Raw genomic sequence first — 21,398 nt, 5'->3', positions numbered from 1 at the left:
TACGAGTTCTGGCGCAAGGCCAAGGCCCACGGCGTGAAGCCGATCATCGGCATGGAGGGCTACCTCTCCCCGGGCTCGCGGCACGAGCGCAAGCGCGCCACGCTGGGCGGGCAGGTCGTGAGCGACGACAACCCCGGCGAGATGTACACGCACATGACGCTGCTCGCGGAGAACACCGAGGGCATGCACAACCTCTTCCGGCTCTCGTCGCTGGCGAGCCTGGAGGGCTACTACTACAAGCCGCGCATGGACCGCGAGCTGCTGGAGACCTACGGCAAGGGGATCATCGCCACCACCGGCTGCCCGTCAGGCGAGGTCCAGCGGCTGCTCCAGCAGCACCGCTTCGAGGACGCCTGCCAGGCCGCGAGCGACTACCGCGACATCTTCGGGCGGGACAACTTCTTCTGCGAGCTGATGGACCACGGCATCGCGATCGAGAAGCAGGTCCAAAAGGACCTGTTCGAGCTGAAGAAGCGTCTCGACCTGCCGGGCATCGCCACGAACGACCTGCACTACACCTACGCCGAGGACGCCAAGCCGCACGAGGTGCTGCTCTGCGTGCAGACCGGCAAGACGCTCGCCGACCCGAACCGGTTCAAGTTCGACGCGCAGGACTTCTACCTCAAGTCCCCGCAGGAGATGCGGTCCCAGTGGGACGGCGAGTTCCCCGAGGCGTGCGACAACACGCTGCTCATCGCCGAGCGGGTGGACGTCGGTTTCACCGAGGGCCAGGACCTCATGCCCCGCGCCCCCGTCCCGGAGGGCGAGTCGGAGGAGTCCTGGCTGGTCAAGGAGGTCGAGCGGGGCCTGCACCGGCGGTTCCCGAACGGGGTCACCGACCGCTACCGCACGCAGGCGGAGTTCGAGGTCGGCGTCATCTGCCAGATGGGCTACCCGGGCTACTTCCTGGTCACGGCCGACCTGATCTCGCACGCGCGCGAGGTCGGCATCCGGGTCGGGCCGGGCCGCGGCTCGGCGGCGGGCTCGCTCGTCGCGTACGTCCTGGGCATCACCGACCTCGACCCGATCGAACACAAGCTGATCTTCGAGCGGTTCCTCAACCCCGAGCGCGTGTCGATGCCCGACATCGACATGGACTTCGACGAGCGCAGGCGCGGCGAGATGATCCGCTACGTCACGGAGAAGTACGGCGAGGACCGGATCGCGCAGATCATCACGTACTCCACGATCAAGGCGAAGGCCGCGATCAAGGACTCGGCGCGGGTGCTGTTCGGCCAGCCCGGCTACGCCGTGGCGGACCGGATCTCCAAGGCGATGCCGCCCGCCGTCATGGGCAAGGACATCCCGCTGTCGGGGATCTTCGACCCCGCCCACAAGCGCTACTCCGAGGCCGCCGAGGTGCGGGCGCTCTACGAGAGCGACGCCCAGGTCAAGGAGATCATCGACACCGCGCGGGGGCTGGAGGGGCTCAAGCGGCAGTGGGGCGTGCACGCCGCGGGCGTGATCATGTCGAGCACCCCCCTCATCGACGTCATCCCGATCCAGCGCCGCGAGGCGGACGGCGCGATCATCACGCAGTTCGACATGGGCGCCTGCGAGACGCTCGGGCTGCTGAAGATGGACTTCCTCGGCCTGCGCAACCTCACGATCATCGACGACGCCCTGGAGAACATCGAGCGGAACGGCAAGCCCCGGCTGGAGATCGAGAAGGTCGCGCTCGACGACCCCGCGACCTACGAGCTGCTCGCCCGCGGCGACACCCTCGGAGTGTTCCAGCTGGACGGCGGCCCGATGCGCGACCTGCTGCGCCGCATGGCCCCCACCGAGTTCGACGACATCTCCGCCGTCGGCGCGCTCTACCGGCCGGGTCCGATGGGCGCCAACGCGCACAACGACTACGCCGACCGCAAGAACGGCCGGCAAGAGGTGAAGCCGATCCACCCGGAGCTGGCCGAGCCGTTGCGCGACATCCTCGGTGAGACGTACGGCCTGATCGTCTACCAGGAACAGGTCATGGCGATCGCCCAGAAGCTCGCGGGCTACTCGCTCGGCAAGGCGGATCTGCTGCGCCGTGCGATGGGCAAGAAGAAGAAGGAGATCCTCGACAAGGAGTACGAGGGTTTCGCCGACGGGATGAAGGACCACGGCTACTCCGCGGACGCGGTGAAGACGCTGTGGGACATCCTGCTGCCGTTCTCGGACTACGCGTTCAACCGCGCGCACTCCGCGGCCTACGGCGTCGTCTCCTACTGGACGGCCTACCTCAAGGCGAACTACCCGGCCGAGTACATGGCCGCGGTGCTCACGTCCGTGCGCGACGACAAGGACAAGGCCGCGGTCTACCTGTCGGAGTGCCGCCGGATGGGGCTCAAGGTGCTCCCGCCGGACGTCAACGACTCGGTGCGCAACTTCTCCCCGGTCGGCGAGGACATCCGGTTCGGCCTGGGCGGCATCCGCAACGTCGGCGAGGGTGTCATCGAGTCGATCGTCGCGGCCCGCCGCGAGAAGGGCGCGTTCACCGACTTCTCGGACTTCCTGCGCAAGGTCGACGCGGTGGTCTGCAACAAGAAGGTCGTGGAGTCGCTGATCAAGGCCGGTGCGTTCGACTCGCTCGGCCACCCCCGTAAGGGGCTGCTGCTCGTGCACGCTGAGGCGATCGACGCGGTGATGAGCACGAAGAAGGCCGCGTCGATGGGGCAGTTCGACCTGTTCGGGTCGATGGACGGCTCGGCGGACACCGACGACGCCTTCGCGGGCGTGTTCGACACCCAGGTCCCCGACGACGAGTGGGACACCAAGCACCGGCTGGCCGTCGAGCGGGAGATGCTCGGCCTCTACGTCTCGGGCCACCCTCTGCACGGGGTGGAGCACGTGCTCGCCGCCAAGGCGGACACCGCGATCCCCACGATCCTGGAGGGCGACCTCGCCGACGGCGCGCAGGTCACCGTCGGCGGGATCCTCGCCGGGGTGAACCGGCGGGTGAACAAGAACGGCGAGCCGTGGGCGTCGGCGCAGCTGGAGGATCTCGCGGGCGGCATCGAGGTGCTGTTCTTCCCGCGCTGCTACCAGGTCGTCGGCATGGACGTGGCCGAGGACGCGATCGTGCTGCTCAAGGCCCGGGTGAGCCGCCGGGATGACCGGGTGTCACTGATCGTCAACGACCTCGCGGTGCCGGACCTGTCCACCGGTGACGGCGCGGCGGCGCCGGTGAAGGTGAGCATCCGCACGGAGATGGTCACCCCCGAACGGGTCTCGCGGCTGCGGGAGGTGCTGTCCAACCACCCGGGGAGCTCCGAGGTGCACCTGTCGCTGGTGGGTCCGACGCGCACCACCCCGCTGCGGTTGGCCGACGGGTTCCGGGTCGCCCACTCGCCGTCGCTCATGGGCGACCTCAAGGCGCTGCTCGGGCCGGGCTGCCTGGGCTGACGCGTCACGGGCTCCCGCGGTACTCGGCGATGCGGGCGGAACGCTCCGCCGCGCAGCGCTCCCGGTCGGCGGATCCGGCGAGGCCCGCGCACAGGTGGTCCGCAACGGAGTCGCCGATGCCGTGGCGCACGATCGTGGCGACCGCGCCGTCGACGCACTCCGCCCGTGCGGCGGGATCGGGTCCGAGCGCGCACAGCGCCGCGACAGCGTCGGCCTTGTCCTGCTCGGTGATCAGGAGTTTCTCGCTGCGCACCACGGCCCGGTCGCCGATCCCGCGGTGGCAGGCGGGCCGGTGGGCGACGTCCGGCGCGGCGGCGCACAGCGCGAACACCGGCCCGGGGTCGCCGTCGTGGAGGTAGAAGGCGTAGGCGGTCTGCTTGTCGTAGCAGCGGTCCTTGTACCTCTCGGGCAGCGCGGGGCAGGGGTGGAGGAGGTCGCCGGGCCGCAACCAGGCGGTGCCGCCGGGGGCGCTGAGCCCGGCGGCGACGTTCTCCATGAACACGCCGCCGTGGCAGTGGTCGGCTTCCCAGGCGGTGTGGCGGTCGCAGCCCGCCAGGGCCGCGAGGACGTCCCCGCCGCTGAGCACCAGGTACCCGTGGCCCATGCCGTGGGCACACCACAGGTGCGGCAATGAGCGGGGCGAGGCCGCGGCGACCTCGTCGCACACCCCGTCCGCCGTCGTCGGACCCGCGCGGACCATCACCGCCTCGGTCGCGCCGTGGTAGTAGCCGCCCGAGCACAGCGCACTGCCCCGCGCGTACGCCGGCGCCACCGCGCCGAGCCGCTCGCCCTCGGCGTACCCGAGGTGATGGACGATCTCGTGGCAGGCGCCCCGCAGCACCCCGTCGGTTCGCCGGTCGGCGTCGAGCCGAGCCAGCGCCAACCCCACCCCTGCCTGCTGCGCGAGCGCGGTGTACTCGCCCATCCGGCAGACCGGGTCGAGGACGGCGGCGCCGGTGCAGGCGGCGGCGGGTCCGTGGCCGCCATCGACGCCGTGGCCGCCATCGACGCCGTGACCGCCATCGACGCCGTGACCGCCATCGACGCCGTGGCCGCCGAGCGGCGGCGTGCCCGCCACCCGCGCGCCGCCCAGCACACCTGCCGCACCGACGACAGCGCCGACGACAGCGCCGACGACAGCAGCGGCGAGCAGCACGGGCACGAGCCGCCGGTGCCGGCGCCGGCGGGCACCGGTCCCGCCGGGCGGCCGGTCCGCGGGCACCGGTTCAGTCCGCCTTGTCCAGGCCGATGATGTCGCCGCCCGGCGAGCCCTTGCGGACGTTGCCGCTGCGCCCGAATGCCGCTGTGCCACCGGGGGAGAGCACGGCGACGTACTCGCCGGGCACGGCGCTGTTGGCCGCCCACTCGCGGGCCGCGCCCGTGTTGCCGAACGCGGCGAGCCGGGCGGGGGTCGCCAGCGCGAGCACCTCCTGCAGGAGCGGGATCTGCTTGCCGTCCCAGGTGGTCAGCGTGCCGGTGAGCACGCCGTCGCGGAGCTTGCCCGCCAGCTCGTCGCCTGCGGTGGAGGTCCCCGAGTAGGTCAGGTCGGGAGTCACGGTGACCTGGTAGATGCCCGCTCCGGCGGTGGCGGGATTGGACATGTAGCGGAACCGGCCGCCCGTCGAGTCGATGAATGTGCCCCGGATCTCGTAGTCGGTGAAGTTGCCGATCTCCAGGGTCTCCTCGCCCGACGCGGACGGCAGCGGGACGACCGTGTTCAGGCCCTCGGTCTGCGCCGGGTCGACCGTGCCGGTGAACCACAGCGCGAGTCCCACCGGGATCCCGAGCCCGTCGCAGACGTACGCGCGCAGCGTGCGGGCGCCGTCGGCGGCGGGCGGGTCGACGTCGAACGCGACAGCGGTGATCTCCGGGCGGCCGAAGACGTAGCCGAAGTAGACGTCGGTGGGCGGCTTCGCCGGGGTCGTGGCGGCCGTCCCAGCCGTGTCGGACCCGCTCGCGCACCCGGCGGTGCCCAGCGCGGCGACCGCGCCGCCGGTGGACAGCAGCATGGCCCGCCGCGAGACGGTGCGCCGGTAGAGGGAGCCGCGGGGCGGATCGCCGGGCTGCTCGTGGGGACGGGTGGGCATGGTGATCGTTCCTCTCTCGGGGTCAGTCGGGTTCGGCAGGCAGTGCGAGGCAGAGGTACTGGCGGCCCTCGCGCATCGCGAGGCCGTCGGCGCACAGGCCATCCATGGCCTCATCCAGCTCGGCGGGATCGAGCGCGAGGGCGGCGGCGACCTTCGCGGCGGTGGTCGGCCGGTCACTGAAGGCCTCGTAGGCCGACGCCAGCGGCTCGGCGAGGGTGAACTCGACCGGGGCGGTGGGGTCGCGGAAATCGGCGACCGACAGGCCGTCGGGGACGCGTCGGTAGGTCAGCGTCGGCCGGCGCAGCCCCCGCCACGCGGCCCGCCACCGCGAAGCGGCGCGCTGCACGCCCTCGAACGCGGAGTCGGGCAGGCCACCGGTGAACTCGTGGTCGAAGGCGTAGGCCACCTTCCACAGGTCGACACCCTCGGGGTAGACGTGGCCGTAGGCGGCCATCGGCGCGACGCGGCGCACGCCGAAGGACTCCCGGTCGTCGAAGAGCGGGCTGTAGCGGTCCATCCGCAGCCGGCCCGTCCCGCCCGGCGGGGGCAGGTGGTGCAGGAGGTCCAGCAGCCGTTCCTGCCCGTAGTAGTCCTCCCGGGTCTCGCCGGGGAACCCGCACAGGATGTTCCACGTGACGTCGAGGCCGTAGTGGGTGGCCCAGCGGATCGTGTTGACGTTCTGGATGCCGGTGACGCCCTTGCGCATCAGCCCCAGCACGTGGGTGGACAGCGACTCGATGCCGGGCTGGATGTTGCCCATGCCCGCGTCGCGCATCAGCCTGATCTGTGCGCGGGTGAGGTTGGACTTGACCTCGTAGAAGAGCTCGTAGGGGGCGCCGTCCGCAGCCAGCCCGGGGAGCAGGTCCTTGAGGTAGGCCATGTCCATGATCGCGTCGACGGCGAAGAAGCGCCGGGACGGGTAGCGGGCGGCGGCCTGGTCGAGGTCGGCACGGACCCGGTCCGCCGACTTGGCCCGGTACGCCATGCCGGTGGCGTTGAGGCCACAGAAGGTGCAGTGGTGCTTCTGGCCCCACCAGCACCCGCGGGAGCTCTCGACGAGGATCTCGGGGCGCGGCTCCTGCCCGTCGGCGAACAGGCCGTGCCGCCCCGCGCGGGCGAAGTACTCGTCGTAGTCGGGGAAGGGCAGCGCGTCGAGGCCACGGAAGAGCGGGGCGCGGCGGGGATCGAGCACCTCGCCGTCGCGGCGACAGGTGACGCCGGGGACCGTGGCCGGGTCGCGGTTCTCGTGCAGCGCGGTGAGGAACGCCGGGAACGCGACGTCAGCCTCGCCGACGACGGCGAAGTCGACGCAGTCGACGGTCCGGACCAGCTCCGCGCCCATCTCGCCGTCGAAGTTCGCCCCGCCGAACAGCGTGACGACGTGCGGCCACCGCTGCTTGATCCGCCGGGCCAGCGCGAAGGAGGCGGTGTTCTGCTCGAAGGTGCAGGAGAACCCGACGACCGCGAAGCGGCCCCAGTCTCCCTCCGCGACGATCCGGTCGAGGAACGCCGGGACGCCGATCTCCCGCAGCTCCACCAGCTGCTCCGCCGGGCCGAACCCGGCGAGGAAGGCCTCGGCGTCGGCCGGGTGGTTGTCCAGCAGCTTCGTGCCGTGGTCGGGCGCGTCGTCGCCGAAGGCCTCCCGGGAGAACAGCCAGTCGCCCAGCCGCAGCCCCTGCCGGGCCTCGCGCAGCACCTCGTAGGTCTCCCGCCCCACCTGCGCGGCGAAGTCGAGGTAGGCGTGCACGGTCGAGACGTCGAAGCCCTGCTCGCGCGCGATCGCCGCGAGCAGGCCGATCTGTATCGACGGGCGGAAGTGCGTCATGAACGGCATCGAGACCAGTGCGACCGGCAGGTCGGACCGGTCCGTGCGGGGGACCGGGTCGGGCAGCAGGACGGTCACGGCGCTCCTCGGCGTCAGTGCGGGTGAGCGGGCTGGACGGGCTGGGCTGCCAGCAGGCCCCAGGTGGCGACGGCGTCACGCACCGCGACGTCGCAGACGGCGGCGAGCGGGCCGGGATCGGCGCGCAGGGCGGCGCAGAGCGCCTCGGCCTCGGCGACGCCGCTGTGGTCGCGGACGTGTGCGGTGACGGAGCCGATCACGCAGTCCGTGCGCGTGGCGGCGTCCGGCCCGAGCAGGCACATCGACCGCGTCGCGACGGCGACCGCGTCGCGGCCGGTGACGAACTTGTTCGCGAGGATCGCGATCTTCCCACCGAGCCCGCGCACGCAGGCCGTCCGGTCGGCACCAGGGGTGTCGGGCAGGGCGACGCACTCCGCGAACACCGTCGTCACGTCGTCGTCGGCGAGGTACATCGCGTACGAGGTCTGCTTGTCGTAGCACTCGGTGCGGTACCGGGCGGCGACCTCCGCGCACGGGTAGAGCGGGTCGTCGGGGCGGACGAACCGTGACGGGCGCTGCGGGTTGTGCACCGCCGTGAGGTTCTCCATGAACACCCCGCCTGCGCAGTGCCCCGCTTCCCAGGGTTCGAGCAGGTCGCAGCCGGCGAGGGCGGCGTGGACGTCCGAGGCGTACAGGGCCATGAACCCGTGGCCCGTGCCGTGGGCGCAGTAGTAGTGCAGCGGCGCGCGCGGGGCGGTGTCGCGCAGCGGCGCGCAGACCTCGCGGGCCCGGTCCCGGATCGGGTCCGCGCCGAGCCGGGCCATCGCCGACTCGACGACGCCGTGGAAGTAGCCGCCCGAGCAGAGGGACCCGCCGTCGGCCGGACCGTCGGCGAAGGCGTCGGCGAGCGCGCGTTGCTCCCCCGCGGCCCTGCCGACGACGTGGGCGAGCTGGTGGCAGGCCGTGCGTACGTAGCCGTCGCCGTCGCGGGCGGCCTTCAGCTCGGCGAGGGCGACCCGCGGCCCCTGCGTGCGGGCGAGGACGTCGTAGCGGCGCACGTGGCAGGGCAGGTCGAGGCGGGCGGCGCCGGTGCAGGCCGGAACGTCCGCCCGCTCGAGGGCCCGCACCCCCGTGGTGGCCAGCACCGCGGCGAACGCCAGGGCGATCACGCCGCCGATCCCGAGCACGACCCACCGCTGCACCTGGCGACCGTGCCAGGGGTCCCGGTGAGCCGGTATCGGGGAAACCCGCCCGCTCAGCGAAGGGGGCCCATTACCGCCTCGGCGGCGGCCGGGACCGCCCCCGACGCCACGAGCTGGACGGCGGCGTCGATCTCGGCGGCGAGATGGCGGTCCGGCCCGGGGCCGGGAACGTGGCGGCGCAGGAGGTCCCGGACGGCGCCGGTGCCCCGCGCCGGGTCGAGCGGGGCCCGCAGGTCCAGCCCGCGGACCGCGGTGAGCAGCTCGATCGCGAGGACCCGGCGCAGGCCGTCCAGCGCGCGCCGCAGCTTGCGGCCCGCCGACCAGCCCATCGACACGTGGTCCTCCTGCATCGCGCTGGACGGGATCGAGTCCACCGACGCGGGGACGGCCAACCGCTTGAGCTCCGAGACGATCGCCGCCTGTGTGTACTGGGCGATCATGTACCCGGAGTCGATGCCGGGATCCTCGGCGAGGAACGCGGGCAGACCGTGGCTGCGGGCGACGTCGAGGAAGCGGTCGGTGCGTCGCTCGGCGACCGAGGCGACGTCGGCGACCGCGATCGCGAGGAAGTCCAGGACGTAGCCGACCGGGGCGCCGTGGAAGTTGCCGTTGCTCTCGACGCGCCCGTCGGTGGTGACGACGGGGTTGTCGACGGCCGCGGCCAGCTCCCGGGTCGCCACCGCCTCGGCGTGGGCGAGGGTGTCGCGCGCCGCGCCGTGCACCTGCGGTGCGCACCGCAGCGAGTACGCGTCCTGGACCCGGGTGCAGTCCGGCGTCCGATGGCTGGCCATGATCGCGGAACCGGCGAGCAGCGCGCGCAGGTTGGCTGCGCTGTCGGCCTGGCCGGGGTGGGGCCGCAGCGCCATGAGATCCGCGGCGAACGCGGCGTCCGTGCCGAGCAGGGCCTCGACGCTCGCGGCGGCGGTCACGTCGGCGACCCGCAGGAGCTCGCGCAGGTCCAGGCAGGCGAGCACGAGCATGCCGAGCATGCCATCGGTGCCGTTGATGAGGGCGAGGCCCTCCTTCTCGTGCAGCGTCACCGGGGCGAGCCCCGCGCGGGCGAGGGCCTCGGCGGCCGGGCGGCGCGCCCCGCCGGGGTCGTGCACCTCGCCTTCCCCGATCAGCGTGAGCGCGCACGCGGCGAGTGGGGCGAGGTCGCCCGAGCAGCCCAGCGACCCGTACTCGGGCACGACGGGGGTGATGCCGGCGCGGAGCAGCCCCGCGAGCGCCCGGGCCGTCTCCGGGCGGACGCCGGTGTGCCCGGTGGCGATCGTCGCGAGCCGCAGGAGCATCGTCGCCCGGACGACCTCGCGCTCCACGTCGGTGCCGCTGCCCGCGGCGTGGGAGCGCACCACGTTGCGCTGCAGCCGCGCCCGGTGCTCGACGGGGATGTGCCGGGTGGCGAGGGCGCCGAAGCCGGTGGACACGCCGTAGTGCGGCCGGTCGTCGGCGGCCAGCGCGTCGATCACGCGGCGGCTGCGGGCGATCGCGGCGTCGGCAGTGGCGCTGAGCGCGACAGGTGCGCCGTCACGCGCGACGGCGCGCACGTCCGCGAACGTCAACGGCCCGTCGCCGACCGTCACCGGGAGTGTGCCTACGTCGAAGCTCATCCCCTCATGGGACTACCCGGCGACGAGCCGCTGCCAGTGCCTGCGGGCGGTGCGCTGCCACCGGGAGTGCAGGGCGTCGAACAGCTCGGCCGCCCGGGTGCCCGCCCACCGCGTCGGCAGCAGCTCGGCGGGAAGCTTCGGGTCGAGGAACGGGAACCGCCGCCACGCGTGGACGAGCAGGATCTGGTGGGTGAGGACGTCCGCGGCGTCGGCGGGGGCGGCGCCCGAGAAGGTGGCGAGGAAGTCCTCGTAGGCCTCCTCGACCTCGGCGAGGTCCCAGGCCTCGGCGACGATCGTGCGCTCGTCGCCGATCGCGCCGAACGGGCCGACGAACGAGCTGCTCACCGACGTGAGCCCCAGGCCCTCGACGACGTCGGCGACCTCGGCCTGCTTGCCGGGATCGGGGGAGAGCCACACCCCCGGCGCGGGGGAGCCGAGACCGGCCCAGGCCAGGCGGGTGCGCAGCCGGTGGCGCAGCCGGCGGCGGGACTCCGGCACGCTGACGAGCAGCACGAGCCACCGGCCGTCCCACGGTGGTGCGGCGGCGCCGAAGCCGTAGATGCGGGCGGCGCCGTCGGTGAGCAGGCGGCGCCCGGCCTCCGTGAGCGACCACCGCACGCGGCGACCCTCGCGGTCAGAGGTGAGCAGCCCCTCCGCGGCGGTGCGGGCGAGCGCCTGCCGCGCCGACTTCTGCTCCACCCCGAGCAGACCGAGCACGTCGATGAGGACCTGGGTCCAGACCGGCTCCCCGCGCGGCAGGACGAACTCGCCGAGGATCGTGAGCAGGAGCGACCGGGCGCTGGCCGCGCCGAGCTCGCGGCGCCGCGACAGCGCAGGGTGCTCGGCCGCCTCGATCGCGGCTTCGGTCGCGGACGTGGTCATGGTCGGTCCAGGCTAGCCGGGTGCGCGCACCGCGGGATCAACCGCCCGACGGTGGCGGGCCGCCCGGCTGATCACCGGCGGGGCGGGTGGACCTGATGCCGCGTGGCTCGCGGGGATAGCGTCACCCACCGTGCACGACGTCGACGACCTCCTCGCCGCCGACCGCGACCACGTCTGGCATCCGTACGCGCCGATGCCGTCGCGCACGACCCCGCTGGTGGTGACCTCCGCCGAGGGGGTGCGGCTGCGCACCGCGGACGGCCGCGAGCTGGTGGACGGGATGTCGTCGTGGTGGGCGGCGATCCACGGCTACCGCCACCCCGTCCTGGACGCCGCGGTGCGCGACCAGCTCGGCGTGATGAGCCACGTCATGTTCGGAGGGATCACCCACGGCCCGGCCGTCGATCTCGCCCGGCTGCTCGTCGAGATCACCCCGGAGCCGCTGGAGCACGTGTTCCTCGCGGACTCGGGGTCGGTGTCCGTCGAGGTCGCGATCAAGATGTGCCTGCAGTACCAGCGCTCGCGCGGCCGCCCGGGGAAGCACCGCTTGATGACGTGGCGCGGTGGCTACCACGGCGACACGTTCGCCGCGATGAGCGTCTGCGACCCCGACGGGGGCATGCACGCGCTCTGGCGTGACGTGCTGCCGCGGCAGGTGTTCGCCGGGCCGCCGCCCGCGGCGTTCGAGCCCGCGTACGTCGCGGAGCTGGCCGAGCTGGTCGAGCGGCACGCGGACGAGCTGGCGGCCGTGATCGTCGAGCCGGTCGTGCAGGGCGCGGGTGGGATGCGCTTCCACGACCCGCGCTACCTGCACGTGCTGCGCGAGCTCTGCCTGGCCCACGACGTGCTGCTCGTGTTCGACGAGATCGCCACGGGCTTCGGGCGCAGCGGCGAGCTCTTCGCGGCCGACCACGCCGGGATCAGCCCGGACGTCATGTGCGTCGGCAAGGCGCTCACCGGGGGCTACCTGACCATGGCCGCGGCGCTCTGCACGCGGGAGGTGGCCCGGGGGATCTCCGACGGGGAGGCGGGCGTGCTCATGCACGGCCCGACGTTCATGGGCAACCCGCTCGCCGCCTCAGTGGCGCTCGCGTCCACGCGCCTGCTGCTGGAGCGCGACTGGCGCCGCGAGGTGCGCGGCATCTCCGACGCGTTGCGCGCGGGGCTCGCCGGGGCGAGGGACCTGCCCGGGGTCGTCGACGTCCGGGTGCGCGGCGCGATCGGGGTGGTACAGCTCGACCGGCCCGTCGACATGACGGCCGCGACCCGAGCCGCGGTCGATGCCGGCGCGTGGCTGCGCCCGTTCCGCGACCTCGTCTACACGATGCCGCCCTACGTCTGCGCGCCCGACGATCTCGCCGTGATCGTCCGCGCGATCATCGCCGCGGTACGGGCCGCCGCCGGATGAGCCGGGCGGCGAGACCCGCCCAGGACACCGCCACCAGGGCCGCGACGAGCAGCTGCGCCGCGAGCAGGTTGTCCGCGGGATAGACGACCCCGGTGAGGTAGGTGTCGATGAAGCCGCGCGGCAGGCCCTCCTGGCCCGCGGCGCGCCGCGCCGCGTCCTCCCACTCGGTGAGGGGGCAGACCAGCCCGACGGTGACGGTGAGCGCACCCCAGCAGGCGGCGGCGAGGTGGGGGAGCAGCAGCACGGGGCGCCACCACGCGAGGAACCCGCCGAGCGCGACGTAGGCGAGGAACGCGAAGTGGACCGCCATGAGCAGGTCGGCGAGCCCGGCCACCCCCACAGGGTCCCAGACGCGACGCGGCCCGGCTCGCCGTGGCGAACCGGGCCGTCGTTCGGGGCGGGTGCCGTGCCCGGAGGTCACGGCACCGAGGCGATCCCGCGGATCAGACCGCGCGCACGCCCTGGGCCTGCGGGCCCTTCGTCCCCTGGCCGATCTCGAACTCGACGCGCTGGTTCTCGTCGAGCGTGCGGAAGCCGTTGGCCTGGATCTCCGAGTAGTGGACGAAGACGTCGTTCCCGCCGCCGTCGGGCGTGATGAACCCGAAGCCCTTCTCGGAGTTGAACCACTTGACCGTGCCTTGGGGCATCTGTTTCTCCTCATGCAGCCGGTGTCCGCCCAGGGTCGGGCGGACGAGCGCCCGGCCCGGAGATCGAACCACGCCTCGTGCCATCCCCGCCACCCGACCCTCGTAGACGACCGCTCGGCGGCGGTGCCGTGCGCCGACCGGAGGTGTCGGGCCGCGTCATTCGCTCTCAGGAGTCGTCCGCGACCGCCCGATGGCGGCGGCGGGCGGCGACGGCCGCCCCCGCGGCCAGCACGACGATCCCGCCCACGGCGACGAGGAACGGCACCGATCCGGGGTCGGAGCCGTACGCGCCGATCGTCACGAACGCGAGGACGGAGGGCAGGATCCCGATCGCGGTGCCCAGGAGGTACTCGCGGAAGCGCAGCGCGGTGAGCCCGCAGGCGAGGTTGAGCGTCGTGAACGGCACGAGCGGGACCAGGCGGGCGCCGGCGACGGCGAGGACGCCGCGGCGCTGGAGGAACCGGTCCAGCCGGGCCAGGCGGGCGCCGGCGAAGCGCAGCACTGTGCCCCGGCCGAGCACGCGGGCCGCCGCGAACCCCGCGCTCGCCCCCATGAGGGCCCCGGCGAGCACGGTGGCGATCCCGAGCGGCAGCCCGAACAGCACGCCGGCCGCGACCGTGAGCAGCGAGGCGGGTGTGGGGGTCAGCGAGAGCGTGGCGTAGAGCAGGGCGAAGACGACGGGCCCCGCCCAGCCGGCGTCGACGACCCAGGCGCGCATCTCGTCCAGCCGCGGCAGCTCGCCCGCCGCGACCAGCACGATCCCGGCGACGACCAGCGCGACGAGCAGCGCAGGGCGGACCCAGCGGGTCCATCGCCGCATCCCGGCCGCTGGCGTCTCCACGGGTGTCGATGATGACTCCCGCGCCGGGCGGGGTCGAGCGTCGCGGACGGCCGATCCCGAGACCGGTTCCGGACCATGATCACCGGAAGGGGGACATGAGCCGCGGATACGCAGCTCATGTCCCGATTTCGACGATCATGGTCGGGCCGTCCGTGCGAGCCGCTCCAGCAGCGGGATCGACCCGATCTTCTCGGGCGTCAGTTCCGACCACCGGATCCCGCCCGTGGGACGCGCGCCGCGCTCCGCGCGGCAGTCGATCACGCGCTCCGGCGTGACGACCAGGTCCAGCGGGGCGTCGTGGGCCGCGGTCGGGATCTCCCCGGGACCGCGCACCTGCAGCTCGTGCACCGTGGTGACGACGAGCGTGCCCGGCCCGATCAGCCCGGCCGCGGTGGCCAGGGCGAACTCCAGGTCCGCGAACCCGCCGCCCTTGCCGAGGCGCGCGCCGTCCACGCCGGCGGCCACGCAGCCGGTGACCACGAGGTCGACGGGTTCGAGCTCGGCGACCGCGACCCGCTTCGCCGAGCGGGTGGCGCCCGCGATCGACGCCGCGCGGCGCGGCGGATCGGCGAGCGCGTTCGGGTCGAGCAGGAAGAACGGCTCGGGCTCGGCGAGCCGCGGCACGGCCATGTAGACGGTCTTGCCGTCCTGCAGCGCCCGCTGCCGCACCGGGAGCTGGGCGGAGTCCGGGTTCGCCTTCACCGTCCGCGCGGCCCGCCAGGCGTCCAGCTCCCGGAGGCGCTCGGCGGCCGCCTCCGCCCCGCGGAAGTTGGAGATCCGGTGGCGCGCGCCGGGGAAGCGGGAGGCGCCGCCCTCGGTGAGCGCGGTCCAGACCTCGTCGCGCAGGGCGGCCTTGGCGGCGAGGAGTGCGGGGTCGCCGCCGGCGTCGTGGTCGTGCCGGCGCGGGACCCTCATGCGGACGCGCGGCGCTTCTCGCCCCGCTCGCGGAGCGCCGCCAGCACCCGAAGCCCGGTGGTGGGCATCGTCGCCCCGATCCGGGAGAGCGCCGCCCAGTGCACCGGCAGGGACCGGACGATCCGGTTGCCGTCCAGCAGGCCGACGGCGGCGTCGGCGACCGCATCCGGCGTGAGCAGCGCCCGCTGCGAGAACAGGATCGCGGCGTCCGCCGAGTCCCGGGCGCCCCGCACGAGAGCGGTGTCCGCGGCGTGCGGGCAGAGCGCGTGCACCCGCACCGGGACGCCCGCGAGGTCGAGCTCGCCCTGCAGGCTCGCCGTGAAGTTGACGACGCCCGCCTTCGTGGCCGCGTACACCGACAGGCCCGGCACCGGCCCGAGCCCGGACATCGACGCGATGTTGACGATGTGCCCGCCGTGCCCCCGCATCGCGTCCACGGCCACCCGCGAGCCGTGGACGACCCCGAGCAGGTTGACCTCGACGGTGAGCTCGACGTCCGCGTCGGGCTGCTCCCAGGAGCGGCCGGCGCGGGCCACCCCGGCGTTGTTCACCCACACCGTGAGCCGCCCCCGGCCGGCTGCCTCGGCGGCCACCTTGCGGTGGTCCTCGACGCGGCGCGCGTCGGCGACCAGCCCGGTGGCGCCGATCGCCTCCGCGGCCGGCCCGAGTGCGTCGACGTCCACGTCGGTGACGATCACGTCGTGGCCACGGGCGACGAGCCGGCGCGCGATCTCGTGGCCGAAGCCACGCGCTCCGCCGGTGACGACCGCGACCCCGGGGGACGAGGCAGGTGACATGCGCCCACCCTGCCACGGACCGCGGCAGGCCGATCGTCAGCACCGGGGCCGGGGTGCCCCCGTCGAGAACGACGTTGTGCAGCTCGGGAGGCCCTGTTGATCAGCGCAATGTCGTTCTCGACGGTCCGACCTGGTCAGCCGAGCAGATCGGCGAGCACGGAAAGCCCCCGGTGGACCTCGGCGAAGCTCGTCGACAGCGGGGCGAGACCCACGCGGATGCCGTCCGGTTCGCGGAAGTCCGGCAGCACCCCGCGCTCCCACAGTGCCGCGACCAGGGCCTTCGCGTCGGGATGGCGCAGCAGCACGTGCCCGCCGCGGGCGTGCGGGTCGCGGGGCGAGCCGACGGTGACGCCGGGCAACAGCGCGTCGGCGAGCTCGACGGCGAACGACGTGAGCGCCACCGACTTGGCCCGCACGGCGTCGAGCCCGGCCTCCGCGAGCAGGTCGAGAGCGGCGAGCAGGGGCACTGTCGCGAGGATCGGCGGGGTGCCGCTCACGACCGACCGGATCCCGGGGGCGGGGACGTACCCCGGTCCCATCGCGAACGGGTCCCGGCGCCCCATCCAGCCCTGCACGGGCTGGCGCAGCGTCTCCTGCAGGTCGCGCCGGACGTAGGCGAACGCGGGGGAGCCGGGGCCGCCGCAGAGGAACTTGTACGTGCAGCCGACGGCGAGATCGGCGCCCCACGAGTCCAGGGCGACCGGGACGACGCCCGCGGAGTGGCTGAGGTCCCACAGCACGAGCGCACCCGCCGCGTGGGCCTGCGCGGTGACCGCGGCGGTGTCGGCGATCGCGCCCGAGCGGTAGTCGACGTGGCTCTGCAGCAGGAGCGCCGTGTCCGGGCCCGCTGCCGGGCCGGCCGCGCCGGGCTCCCGCCAGCACAGCGTGCGACCGGTCTCGGCCGCGACGCCCTCCGCGACGTAGCGGTCCGTGGGGAACTCCCCCGTCTCGACGACGATCTCGTGGCGGTCCGGCCGCGCGGCGACCGCGGCGCGGGCCAGCTTGTAGAGCAGCACGGTCGTGGAGTCCGCGACGACGGTCTGCCCGGGCGCGGCGCCGAGGGCGAGAGCGGCGACCCGGTCGCCCACCCGCTGCGGCCACGTCGTCCACGGGTCGGGGCCGTCGGTCCAGCCACGGATGAGACCGCGGCCCCAGTCCTCGTGCACGAACTCCTGCAGGCGCTGTGCCGCCGCGGCGAGCGGGCGGCCCAGCGAGTTGCCGTCGAGGTAGGCGACGACCCCCTCCGCGGTGACGAAGCGCGCGTGCAGCGGGGCCAGCGGGTCGGCCGCGTCGAGCTCGGCGGCGAGCCGCTGCCAGGAACCGGTCATCCGAGCTCCGAGCGCACGGCGTACAGCTCCGGGAAGAACGAGTGCGCGAGCACCCGTCGCAGGAACTCCGCGCCGCTGGACCCGCCCGTCCCGCGGTGCGCGCCGATCGTCCGCTCGACGGTCTTGAGGTGGCGGAAGCGCCACAGCTGGAAGTTCTCCTCCAGGTCGACGAGCTCCTCGCAGGCCTCGTAGACGTCCCACCAGGTGTGCGGGTCGGTGTAGACCGGCCGGAACGCCGCCACCAGCTCCGGGGTGAACGTGTGCGGCTCGCGGACGTCGCGGTGCAGCACGCCCTCGGGCACGGGAAGCCCGCGGCGGGCGAGATGGCGCAGGAACTCGTCGTAGAGGCTCGGCCGGTCCAGCAGGCCCGCCAGCAGGTCGTGGGCGCGCGGGTCCGCGGCGAACATCGCGAGCATGCCCTCGTCCTTGCGGCCGAGCACGAACTCCACGGCGCGGTACTGGTCGGACTGGAATCCCGAGGACGTGCCCAGCGCCGCGCGGAACTGCGCGTACTCCGATGGTGTGAGAGTGGCGAGCACGGCCCACTGGTCGGTGAGGACGCGCTGCACGTGCTTGACCCGGGCGAGGTTCTTGAGGGCGGGGCGCAGCTCGTCGGCGGCCAGCGCCTCACAGGCGCGGCGCAGCTCGTGGAGCACGAGCCGCAGCCACAGCTCCGAGGTCTGGTGCGCGATCACGAACAGCAGCTCGTCGGGGTGCCCGCTGCGCGGGCGCTGGGCCGCGAGCAGCTCGTCGAGGTGCAGGTAGCCGCCGTAGGTGAGCTCGGGCACGGGCCCCAGTGTCCCCCGCGATGGCCAGGTCCGTATCCGGATCGCGCCCGGCCCGGCAATCATGTCCGCCATGGATCTCGACCGGCTCGACACCGACCTGCTCGCGCTGCTGGTGGAGGACGCGCGGCGCAGCTACGCCGACCTCGGCGCGCGGGTGGGGCTCTCGGCGTCGGCGGTCAAGCGGCGGGTCGACCGGCTGCGCGAGGGCGGGGCGATCACCGGCTTCACGGCCCGGCTGGACCCGGGGGCGCTCGGCTGGACCGTGGAGGGCTACGTGGAGCTGTTCTGCCGCGTCTCCACCCCGCCGGAGGCGATCCGCGCGGCGGTGGCGCGCTTCCCCGAGGTGGTGGACGCGAGCACGGTCTCCGGGGACGCGGACGCCGTGCTGCGCATCCTCGCCGCGGACATGCGCCACTTCGAACGGGTGCTGGAGCAGATCGGGGCGCAGCCGTTCGTGGCGCGGACGAAGTCCGTCCTGGTGCTCTCCCCGCTGCTGCGCCGGCCCGCGCAGCCACCCTCGGCCGAGCGCAACGATCCCGCTCGTTGAGCGGCGGACGCGCAACGATCCGTCGGGATGGGGCAATGGATCGCGATTGTCGGCAGGCGGTGCGGTACCTAGCGTGACAGTCATGACGCTCACCGCCGGTCCCCGGACCCCGACGGCCGTCCACGAGGAGCTGGTGGCCCGCCACTCCGCGCACAACTACCACCCGTTGCCGGTGGTCGTGGCCGAGGCCGAGGGCGCGTGGGTCACCGACGTCGAGGGCCGGCGCTACCTCGACTTCCTCGCCGGCTACTCGGCGCTCAACTTCGGCCACCGCCATCCCGCGCTGGTCGCGGCGGCGCACCGCCAGCTGGACCGGGTCACGCTCACCAGCCGCGCCTTCGGCAACGACCAGCTCGGCCCGTTCTGCGCGGAGCTCGCCGAGCTCGTCGGCAAGCAGATGGTGCTGCCGATGAACACCGGTGCCGAGGCGGTCGAGAGCGGGCTCAAGGTGGCGCGCAAGTGGGGCTACGAGCGCAAGGGGGTGCCGGTCGACCGGGCCCGGATCGTCGTCATGGACGGCGGTTTCCACGGGCGCACGACCACGATCGTCGGCTTCTCCACCGACCCGGTGGCTCGCACCGGGTTCGGGCCGTTCACGCCCGGCTTCGACGTCGTCCCGTACGGCGACGCGGCCGCGGTCGCGGAGGCGATCACCCCCGACACCGTGGCCGTCCTGCTGGAGCCGATCCAGGGGGAGGCGGGGGTCCTCGTCCCGCCCGCCGGCTACCTCGCCGCCGTCCGCGAGGTCTGCGACGCCGCGGGCGTGCTCATGGTGGCCGACGAGGTGCAGTCCGGCCTCGGGCGCACCGGACACGTCCTCGCGACCCACGCCGCCGGGGTGGACGCCGACGTGTACCTGCTGGGCAAGGCCCTGGGCGGGGGCATCCTCCCGGTCTCCGCGGTGGTGGCCGACGAGGCCGTCCTCGGGGTCCTCGCACCCGGCCAGCACGGCAGCACGTTCGGCGGCAACCCGCTGGCCTGTGCGGTCGGGCGAGCGGTCGTGCGGCTCCTCGCCGACGGCGAGGTCCTGCGGGCGGCCCGCGAGAACGGGGCGCTGCTGCACGCGCGCCTGCGGGAGCTGACGGGCCTGCCCGGACGGTCGGGTGTCGTCGCCGTCCGGGGGACGGGCCTGTGGGCCGGCATCGACGTCGACCCCCGGCTGGCCACGGGCCGGCAGGTGTGCGAGGAGCTCGCGGCCCGCGGCGTGCTCGCCAAGGACACCCACGGCTCGACGATCCGGTTCTCCCCGCCGCTGGTCGTCACACCGGCCGAGATCGGCGCAGCGTGCGACGCGCTCGCGGCCGTTCTCACCGACCTCGGCCGGGTCTGACCCCGGGAGCCGCCGCTACGTGGGCAGCTGTGCGGGGGAGAGCGCCCCGAACAGGATGGTGAGCATCAGCCGCGTGGTCTCCGCCGGTGGCTCGTCCGGTGCCTCGATCCCGCGCAGCAGCACGAGCGTGGAGATCATCGCGCTGATGTCCTCCGCGGGTGGGTACGGACGCAGCTCCCCGGTGCGCTGCCCGTGGTCGACCAGCAGCCGGACCGCCTCGGACAACGGTGCGATCGCGCGGGGATCCAGGGGGTCGTCGGCGCGCGGCGGGGCGTTCACGCGGCTCGCGTAGTCCTGGCAGGCCGCGAGGAACGCACCCGACAGCATGCGGTGGCGGCTCATGGTGCTGGCCAGGGCCCCGACCTGGTCGGTGAGGGCATGGGCAACCGGACGGCCCTCCGAAACGTCCTGACGGGCATGGGCCACGAGCGTGTCGACGTACGGCCGGACCACGTGCGCGATGAGGACGTGCTTCGTGGCGAAGTGGTTGTACGCGGTCGCGGGGCTCACCCGGGCGGTGGCGGCGACGTGTTCCATGCGCGTACCGGCCCAGCCGTGCAGCCCGAAGGACGTCTGGGCCGCGTGCAGCAACGCGGCTCGTGTCCGGTCCCGCTTCGTCCGGGCAGATCGGACCCGTGGGTCCAGAGGACGGCCGGGCTGCTCCACCATCTGTTCAGTCATCCTTGAACAGAGAGTAACAAAGAGGCACTTGCTCCCGAGTTGGAGCGTCCCCCAAGATGGTGACCGGAACGACTCATGTGGCAAGACTCGCGGGGGGAACGAGATTCGTTTCGTCGTTCCGGCAACGGGCCGCACGCTGGTCGGGTGCTGCGCTCGAGGATAGGACGTGCGGCCGAGGGGGGATGGGACTGTTGGGGCACGCGGCACGCTCACCCGAGGGTGGGCCCAACAAGGATCCGGCAGGCTTGGACCTGCTCGTGGTCGCTGCGCTGGGGGGTAGCGGGTCCGCGCTGGACGCGCTGCTCGCCGCGGTGCATCCGCTGGCCCTGCAGTACTGCCGGGCCCGCCTCGGGCGCCACGAGACCGGTCTGCTCTCCGCGGAGGACGTCGCGCAGGAGGTCTGCGTGGCCGTCGTCAAGGCGCTGCTCACCTACGAGCCCTCCGAACGGTCGTTCCGCGCCTTCGTCTACGGGATCGCGAGCAACAAGGTCGCGGACACCTTCCGGTCGATCGCGCGCAACCGCACCGAGCCCGTCGCGGAGCTGCCGGACCTCCCGAGCGCCGGACAGGGTCCGGAGGACCACATGCTGCAGGTCGAGCTGGGCGACTGGATGGGCCGCCTGGTGAGCCGCCTGAGCGCCCGCCAGCGCGAGGTGATCACCCTGCGGGTCGTGATGCGGCTGAGCGCGGAGGAGACCGCCGTGATCGTCGGCTCCACTCCCGGCGCCGTCCGCGTCACCCAGCACCGGGCCCTCACCCGGCTGCGCGAGATCATCGAGGCGCTTCCCGGCGCGCCCTCGGCCCGGCCGTACCGGATCGTGGTCGGGGAGTAGCCTGGCGCCGATCACGTTCATCGTCGCGGCACACCCCGGGAGGCCACCTTGTCGGCTGGTCAGATCGCTGCGCTGATCGCCGCGGGGGCGTTCGTCCTCCTCGTACTGTTGCTCGCCGTCCCCCTGCTCAAGCTGGGCCGCACGCTCGACGAGGCGACGATCGCCCTCCGCAAGGCGCACGAGGGCAGCGCGCCGCTGCTGGACAACGCCCAGCACACGCTCGAGCACGTCAACACCCAGCTCGAGCGCGTCGACGGGATCACCGCCAGCGC

Annotated in this window: 20 protein-coding genes; 6 read left to right on the top strand and 14 right to left on the bottom strand. The window is 73.7% G+C overall.

Going from position 1 to position 21,398, the window contains the following annotated elements:
• Positions 1-3,387, top strand: a 3,387-nt coding sequence (dnaE, locus tag AB7J25_RS24045) for a DNA polymerase III subunit alpha (protein WP_428512393.1), incomplete at its 5' end; no start/stop codon positions are given.
• Positions 3,388-3,391: 4 nt separating this feature from the next.
• Here the strand turns inward: dnaE and AB7J25_RS24040 are convergent.
• From AB7J25_RS24040 to AB7J25_RS24015, 6 genes are all read right to left on the bottom strand, one after another.
• Positions 3,392-4,549: a hypothetical protein gene (locus tag AB7J25_RS24040; RefSeq protein WP_428512391.1), complete on the bottom strand. Its 1,158-nt coding sequence runs from the start codon at positions 4,547-4,549 to the stop codon at positions 3,392-3,394.
• 64 nt (positions 4,550-4,613) lie between these two features.
• The gene (locus tag AB7J25_RS24035; protein ID WP_428512389.1) at positions 4,614-5,474 is read right to left on the bottom strand and encodes a hypothetical protein; all 861 of its coding nucleotides are present in this window, start codon (positions 5,472-5,474) and stop codon (positions 4,614-4,616) included.
• A 22-nt stretch (positions 5,475-5,496) separates the two neighbouring features.
• Positions 5,497-7,377, bottom strand: coding sequence for a RiPP maturation radical SAM C-methyltransferase (locus AB7J25_RS24030; protein WP_428512387.1), 1,881 nt, complete (start codon positions 7,375-7,377; stop codon positions 5,497-5,499).
• A 14-nt stretch (positions 7,378-7,391) separates the two neighbouring features.
• Entirely contained in the window at positions 7,392-8,519 is a 1,128-nt protein-coding gene (locus tag AB7J25_RS24025) for a hypothetical protein (protein WP_428512385.1), read from the bottom strand.
• 53 nt (positions 8,520-8,572) lie between these two features.
• Entirely contained in the window at positions 8,573-10,129 is a 1,557-nt protein-coding gene (gene hutH, locus AB7J25_RS24020) for a histidine ammonia-lyase (protein ID WP_428512383.1), read from the bottom strand.
• A gap of 12 nt (positions 10,130-10,141) precedes the next feature.
• The gene (locus AB7J25_RS24015) at positions 10,142-11,011 is read right to left on the bottom strand and encodes a PaaX family transcriptional regulator (RefSeq protein ID WP_428512382.1); all 870 of its coding nucleotides are present in this window, start codon (positions 11,009-11,011) and stop codon (positions 10,142-10,144) included.
• A 193-nt stretch (positions 11,012-11,204) separates the two neighbouring features.
• On the opposite strand from AB7J25_RS24015, the gene AB7J25_RS24010 reads away from it, so the two are divergent.
• On the top strand, positions 11,205-12,419 hold the full coding sequence (locus AB7J25_RS24010; RefSeq protein ID WP_428512395.1) for an adenosylmethionine--8-amino-7-oxononanoate transaminase: 1,215 nt from the start codon (positions 11,205-11,207) through the stop codon (positions 12,417-12,419).
• Here AB7J25_RS24010 and AB7J25_RS24005 read toward each other — a convergent pair.
• From AB7J25_RS24005 to AB7J25_RS23975, 7 genes are all read right to left on the bottom strand, one after another.
• Entirely contained in the window at positions 12,388-12,753 is a 366-nt protein-coding gene (locus tag AB7J25_RS24005) for a DUF2784 domain-containing protein (RefSeq protein WP_428512380.1), read from the bottom strand. The genes AB7J25_RS24010 and AB7J25_RS24005 overlap by 32 nt on opposite strands.
• A 109-nt stretch (positions 12,754-12,862) precedes the next feature.
• Positions 12,863-13,066 carry a cold-shock protein gene (locus AB7J25_RS24000; protein ID WP_428512378.1) on the bottom strand — a complete coding sequence of 68 codons (204 nt, stop codon included), beginning with the start codon at positions 13,064-13,066 and terminating at the stop codon, positions 12,863-12,865.
• A gap of 166 nt (positions 13,067-13,232) precedes the next feature.
• Positions 13,233-13,907, bottom strand: coding sequence for a TVP38/TMEM64 family protein (locus AB7J25_RS23995; RefSeq protein WP_428512376.1), 675 nt, complete (start codon positions 13,905-13,907; stop codon positions 13,233-13,235).
• A gap of 135 nt (positions 13,908-14,042) precedes the next feature.
• On the bottom strand, positions 14,043-14,822 hold the full coding sequence (locus tag AB7J25_RS23990; protein WP_428512375.1) for a 5-formyltetrahydrofolate cyclo-ligase: 780 nt from the start codon (positions 14,820-14,822) through the stop codon (positions 14,043-14,045).
• Positions 14,819-15,619: an SDR family NAD(P)-dependent oxidoreductase gene (locus tag AB7J25_RS23985; RefSeq protein ID WP_428512373.1), complete on the bottom strand. Its 801-nt coding sequence runs from the start codon at positions 15,617-15,619 to the stop codon at positions 14,819-14,821. The genes AB7J25_RS23990 and AB7J25_RS23985 overlap by 4 nt, the downstream gene beginning before the upstream one ends.
• A 134-nt stretch (positions 15,620-15,753) precedes the next feature.
• Complete coding sequence (locus tag AB7J25_RS23980; protein ID WP_428512372.1) at positions 15,754-16,947, bottom strand: kynureninase; 1,194 nt, start codon at positions 16,945-16,947, stop codon at positions 15,754-15,756.
• Positions 16,944-17,735: a tryptophan 2,3-dioxygenase gene (locus AB7J25_RS23975; RefSeq protein WP_428512371.1), complete on the bottom strand. Its 792-nt coding sequence runs from the start codon at positions 17,733-17,735 to the stop codon at positions 16,944-16,946. The genes AB7J25_RS23980 and AB7J25_RS23975 overlap by 4 nt, the downstream gene beginning before the upstream one ends.
• A gap of 70 nt (positions 17,736-17,805) precedes the next feature.
• Here AB7J25_RS23975 and AB7J25_RS23970 point away from each other — a divergent pair, with 70 nt between their 5' ends.
• Positions 17,806-18,282: an Lrp/AsnC family transcriptional regulator gene (locus tag AB7J25_RS23970; protein WP_428512369.1), complete on the top strand. Its 477-nt coding sequence runs from the start codon at positions 17,806-17,808 to the stop codon at positions 18,280-18,282.
• An 82-nt stretch (positions 18,283-18,364) separates the two neighbouring features.
• Positions 18,365-19,612, top strand: coding sequence for an ornithine--oxo-acid transaminase (rocD, locus tag AB7J25_RS23965; RefSeq protein WP_428512367.1), 1,248 nt, complete (start codon positions 18,365-18,367; stop codon positions 19,610-19,612).
• Positions 19,613-19,627: 15 nt separating this feature from the next.
• On the opposite strand, the gene AB7J25_RS23960 is transcribed toward rocD, so the two are convergent.
• Entirely contained in the window at positions 19,628-20,203 is a 576-nt protein-coding gene (locus AB7J25_RS23960; protein ID WP_428512365.1) for a TetR/AcrR family transcriptional regulator, read from the bottom strand.
• Positions 20,204-20,475: 272 nt separating this feature from the next.
• Here AB7J25_RS23960 and shbA point away from each other — a divergent pair, with 272 nt between their 5' ends.
• Entirely contained in the window at positions 20,476-21,126 is a 651-nt protein-coding gene (gene shbA, locus AB7J25_RS23955) for an RNA polymerase sigma factor ShbA (RefSeq protein WP_428512363.1), read from the top strand.
• A gap of 48 nt (positions 21,127-21,174) precedes the next feature.
• The coding region (locus tag AB7J25_RS23950; RefSeq protein WP_428512362.1) for a DUF948 domain-containing protein at positions 21,175-21,398 on the top strand (224 nt) is incomplete at its 3' end.

Origin of the sequence: Pseudonocardia sp., assembly GCF_050246655.1 — a bacterium.
Lineage (GTDB): Bacteria > Actinomycetota > Actinomycetes > Mycobacteriales > Pseudonocardiaceae > Pseudonocardia.
Note: the sequence above shows the minus strand (reverse complement) of the source record. Positions and strands in the feature narration are given on the sequence as shown.